Here is a 5,366-nt window from a genome sequence, read left to right as displayed (position 1 = left end):
GCATTGATATCGCCATCATCATAACGTAAACGAGCTGTTCCTGTGAATTTTACATTATCACTTTTCTTTTCAAGGTCTGCTACTCTAACACCTAAATTATCTAGTTCTTCTGCAAATTCAGCAGCTAACTTATCTACAATAGCTTTATCTGCTTTTTGTAAATCTTCTTTTGCCATAGCACGAGCTACAATCTGAGCCATTTCATAACGTGTCATTGTTTTGTTGCCCTGGTATGTTCCATCTGGGAAACCATCAATTACGCCATCAGCAGCAAGTGTTGCCACTGCATCATAAGCCCAACTATCTTGAGGAACATCACTAAATGGGTTGCTAGCAGCTCCTGCTACTCCTGTACTCATTAAAACCAAAGCAGATGTTGTAATAGTTAATGTAGATTTGTTAAACATAATAAATTCTCTCCTATAAATATAAAATTTTTATTTAAAATAAAGTTTTTGCCTATAAAAATAATATTAAAAATATTCAATCATTTATCTTTTATTTACTAGAGATTGATAAAATCTCAATCTCTAGTAAATTCATTTATATAATTTATTTTATTATTTATTAACTTTTTTGAAGTGCCATATAAATGCAGCATAATCGCCTTCAATAACAGGGCTTGGCATGCCTGCAAATAATTCTTTACCTTCTTCAGCTATACCACCAACAACTTTATCTGGAACATTAATGCCTACATACATTAATTCATCTCCGCCATAAAGTTTACCAGTACGCATATCTTCATAAATAGCATCAGCATCTAAACCTACAGCACAAATAGTTGCTAAATTATCATTTGGCACTGCTAATGTTCTAAAGAAGCTTACAACTGCTTCTGATTTATCTTTAGCTACAAAGCTCCATGCTGTTTCATTATTTTCAAATGGACTTTGAATTCTATAGAAATCACCAAATTGGATAAGTTCTCTAACTTCTTTATAAAATGCTACTTGAGCTTTAGTTTGAGCTTTTTCTTCATCAGTTAATTTTGTTAAATCAAGTTCATAACCAAAATTACCACACATTGCAGAAATACCACGAGTAGCAAATGGTGTAATTCTAGCTACCTGATGATTTGGTACTGCTGAAACATGGCAACCCATAGCAACATTAGGATAAACCATAGATGTACCATATTGAATTTTCAAACGTTCAATAGCATCAGTATCATCACTTGTCCAAGTCTGTGGCATGTAGTATAAAATACCTGGGTCAAAACGACCGCCACCACCAGAGCAAGATTCAAATAAAACATTAGGGAAACGACTAGTAATTTCATCCATTACATGATATAAACCAAGCATATAACGATGAGCTACTTCGCGTTGACGTTCTGCTGGTAATACAGCAGAACCAATTTCTGTCATATTACGATTCATATCCCATTTTACATATTCGATATTTGCACTAGCAAGTACATCAGATACAGATTTAATAATATAATCGCAAACTTCTTTACGAGAAAGGTCTAAAATCAACTGACGACGTGCTGTAGAACGTGTACGACCTTCTATATGCAAGCACCAATCAGGATGTGCTTCATATAATTTACTGATAGGACATACCATTTCTGGTTCAAACCATAAACCAAATTTCATGCCCATACCGTTGATTTCATCAACAAGTTTTTTCAAACCGCCACGGATTTTATTTTCATTTACGAACCAATCACCTAAAGAGCGGTCATCATTATTTCTTTCACCGAACCAACCGTCATCTAAAACGAATAATTCAATGCCGAATTCACTAGCTTGTTTAGCGATTTCTTTGATTTTAGTTTCATTGAAATCAAAATATGTTGCTTCCCAGTTATTAATAAGAACAGGACGAGCTTTATCACGCCATACACCACGCATTAAGCGTTTACCATATAAATTCTGATAAGTATGACTCATACCTGTTAAACCTTCGTTAGAGTAAACAAGTACAGCTTCAGGTGCTTGGAATTCTTCTCCAGCTTTTAATAACCATGTGAAATCAAATGGATTGATACCAATTTGCATTCTAGCTTTGCTATACATATCAACTTCTGTATTAGCTAAGAAGTTACCACTATATACTAAACTCATAGCATAAACATCGCCATTTGTTTCAGTAGCATCTTTACGAACAAGAGCCATAAATGGATTTTGCGCATGACTACTTGCACCACGACGACTTTCTACACATTGTCCACCGATGCGAAGTGGTGTACGAATGATATGACGTTCTCTAGCCCAAGAACCAGAAAGCTGAATCATTTCAAATTTACTATCTTTAAAATCAACATTTGCACTCAATACACGTTGAATTTTTACATCATCAGCACTTTTATTTATTACTTTAACGCTACGAGCGATAGCATTATATTCTTCAAAAACAGTAAAGGATAATTCTACATCAACATTTTTTACTTTATCAGTTAATGTAATAATTAAAGTTTGAGCTTCTTTATCTGCTTCCACATATGTTGCAGGTAAACCTTCTAATGCAGGTTTGCCATCAACAATTTTATAATCTACATATCTAAAATCTGTAGCACTTGTACCATCAGCAAATTCAAGTTCAATAGCAGGACTACGTAAGTCTGTAGAACCATATCCCGGATATTCTTGTTCTTTAGACTCTAAATGGAAAGCATCTATATTATCTGTATTAGCAACAAAGCTAAACCAATCTTTTCTACGTACAGTATAATCAAGATTTTCAGATTTTAAAGGACGCCCCCAATAAAGATGGAGTAAATGCCCTGTTTCTAAGACTTTCATCAAATAACTTGTTTTAGAAGTTTTTAAATGAAATGTCTTTGTTTCTTGGTTAAATAAAATCATCTTTTATCCTCCTTGAATTAAAAAATTTCTTGCATTAATAACTAAATTAAAAATGCTAAGATTTTTTGCAAAATTCAATACAAATAAATCTGTAAACGTTTTCGCTTTTCTTGCCTAATATTATAATATTTATAAAAAATAAAATCAATGTTTTATGTTTCTAAAAATTGTATCTATGTTGTTCTTTTTTACTTAATTAAAAATTTTATTTAGCTAAATAAATTATGATATAATATACAAACAATAAAACATTTAAAGTGAGTGTGTTTTTATTATGATTTTAACAATAGAAAATTTATGTAAAACTTATGGAGAAAAAGTCTTATTTGAAAATGTAAACTTCAGTCTATCTTCAGGTGATAAAATAGGTATTGTTGGTGTCAATGGAACAGGTAAATCTACTTTTATCAAAGTTATTGCAGGTCTTATTCCTCAAGATAGTGGTAATATCATCGCTGGCAAAAATATAAAAATTGAATATCTATCACAAGATAAAATTTTCAATCCTGAAAATACAATTTTAATGGAAGTATTTCAAGGTAATCAACCTATTATGCAAGCGCTTTATGACTACGAAATCACTCTAGCTCAAAGTCAAAAAAATCCTCATGATCATAAATTACAAGAAAAAATCATTAAATTAACTAGCAAAATTGATGAATTAAATGGCTGGCAATTAGAAAGTGATGCTAAAACCATTTTAACTAAATTAGGTATTATGGATTTTTCTGCCCAAATAAAAACCTTATCTGGAGGACAACAAAAACGATTAGCTTTAGCTACAGCATTAATTCAACCATGTGATTTATTATTGCTTGACGAACCTACTAACCATTTAGATAGTGAAACTATCGCATGGCTTGAAGAATACCTTCAAAAATTGAAATGTGCTTTAATCATGGTAACACATGATAGATATTTCCTTGATTCTGTTGCTACTAAAATTTTAGAGCTAGATAAAGGCAAATCCTATGTTTATACAGGTAACTACACTCAATTTTTAGAATTAAAAACTGCCAGAGAAGAACGCGAAGAAGCTTCAGAACAAAAACGTCAAAACTTTTTACGCAATGAATTAAAATGGATACGTCGTGGTGCTCAAGCTCGTTCTACCAAACAAAGAGCAAGAATACAACGATTTGAAGAAGTAAAAAATCAAAAAGTAAATATTGATAATAGTAAAATTGAAATGGGACTTGCAGGCTCTCGTTTAGGTCGCACTGTAATTGAATTAGAAAACGTAAATTATACTGTAGATAATAAAACAATCATTAAAGATTTCACTTATACAGTCTTACGAAATGACCGCATAGGTATTTTAGGACCTAATGGTTCTGGTAAAACTACCTTATTAAATATAATAGCTGGCATTTTGCCACCAACAACAGGAAATGTAAATATTGGTCAAACTGTAAAAATTGGATATTTTGCTCAAAAAAATATTGATATGGACGAAAGACTTCGCCCTATTGAATATATCAAAGAAGTTGCTCATCACATAACATTAGCTGATGGTACACAACTAAGTGCATCTCAATTAATGGAAAGATTTTTATTCCCAGGTACATTACAATGGACTCCTATCAGTAAATTATCTGGTGGTGAAAAACGTCGTTTATTCCTATTGCGAGTTTTAATGAGTTCTCCTAATGTTCTATTACTAGACGAACCTACAAATGATTTAGATTTACAAACTATGTCTATTTTAGAAGAATTCATTGATAATTTTAATGGTGCTATTATATTTGTATCCCATGACCGCTTTTTCATTGACCGCTTAGCAGATAAAGTCTTTGTTTATCAGCAAGACGGCTCTCTTCGTCAATATCCTGGTGGTTATTCTTATTACAAAGGTATTGAAGAAAAAGAATTGGCTACATTAGAAAAAGGAAAAAATACTGAAACAAAAAACACCATTTCTGATACAGAAAAAACATCTAAAAATACCACAATTAAAACTGAGCCAGTAAAAAAACTTTCTTTTAAAGAACAAAAAGAATATGCTGAAATTGAAGCCATAATTGCTGAAACAGAAGGAAAACTAAAAGTAGTACAACTTCAAATGAATCAAAATGCTTCTGATTATGGCAAATTAAATGAGCTAACTAAAGAAGAAACTGCTCTTCAAGAAAAATTAGATTATTTAATGGAACGTTGGGCATATTTAGAAGAATTAGCCGAAAATAGCAAATAAATCAAACAAAAAAGCTTTCTATTTAGTACAAACTATGAACTGCACCCCAAAAGTTGGACAAAAAAACAACTTTTGGAGGTGCAGTTTTTTTATGACTAAATACTCAAATGAATTTAAAGTTAAAGCAATTAAAATGGTTTTAAAAGGAGATTCTATTTCTCATGTAGCTAAAATTCTAAACATGCCAGATATAGCTCCTCTTTGCAGATGGATATCTCATTATGAACATGGTGGTATTCCACAACTTCTTCATAAAAATCGTAAATATACTCCTATCTTTAAGCAAAAAGTTATTGAATATAAATGGCTACATCATTTATCATTAAATCAAACAGCAGCCAAATTTTCCATTCCTAATA

The 5,366-nt window shown here is 31.6% G+C and carries 4 protein-coding genes; 2 read left to right on the top strand and 2 right to left on the bottom strand.

Features of this window, described 5'->3' with window-relative positions:
• Both F553_RS0111370 and F553_RS0111365 read right to left on the bottom strand, forming a co-directional pair.
• Positions 1-359: S-layer homology domain-containing protein (locus F553_RS0111370; RefSeq protein ID WP_425269992.1), on the bottom strand; the 359-nt coding region annotated here is incomplete at its 3' end.
• A gap of 201 nt (positions 360-560) precedes the next feature.
• The gene (locus F553_RS0111365) at positions 561-2,813 is read right to left on the bottom strand and encodes an alpha-galactosidase (protein ID WP_008537688.1); all 2,253 of its coding nucleotides are present in this window, start codon (positions 2,811-2,813) and stop codon (positions 561-563) included.
• Between the two features lie 274 nt (positions 2,814-3,087).
• Here F553_RS0111365 and F553_RS0111360 point away from each other — a divergent pair, with 274 nt between their 5' ends.
• Positions 3,088-5,007: an ABC-F family ATP-binding cassette domain-containing protein gene (locus tag F553_RS0111360; RefSeq protein ID WP_019000191.1), complete on the top strand. Its 1,920-nt coding sequence runs from the start codon at positions 3,088-3,090 to the stop codon at positions 5,005-5,007.
• Between the two features lie 91 nt (positions 5,008-5,098).
• Positions 5,099-5,366 (top strand): helix-turn-helix domain-containing protein (locus F553_RS0111355; protein WP_019000190.1); only part of this gene is annotated, 268 nt, incomplete at its 3' end.

The organism is Megamonas rupellensis DSM 19944, assembly GCF_000378365.1.
Taxonomy (GTDB): domain Bacteria; phylum Bacillota; class Negativicutes; order Selenomonadales; family Selenomonadaceae; genus Megamonas; species Megamonas funiformis.
The sequence above is the reverse complement of the archived record's forward strand: the minus strand, read 5'-3'. Positions and strand labels throughout refer to the sequence as shown.

What these genes read in the sequence shown, in the direction of transcription:
- F553_RS0111365 (WP_008537688.1), bottom strand. Translation starts at nt 2,813, where the DNA reads ATGATTTTATTTAACCAAGAAACAAAGACATTTCATTTAAAAACTTCT.
- F553_RS0111360 (WP_019000191.1), top strand. Translation starts at nt 3,088, where the DNA reads ATGATTTTAACAATAGAAAATTTATGTAAAACTTATGGAGAAAAAGTC.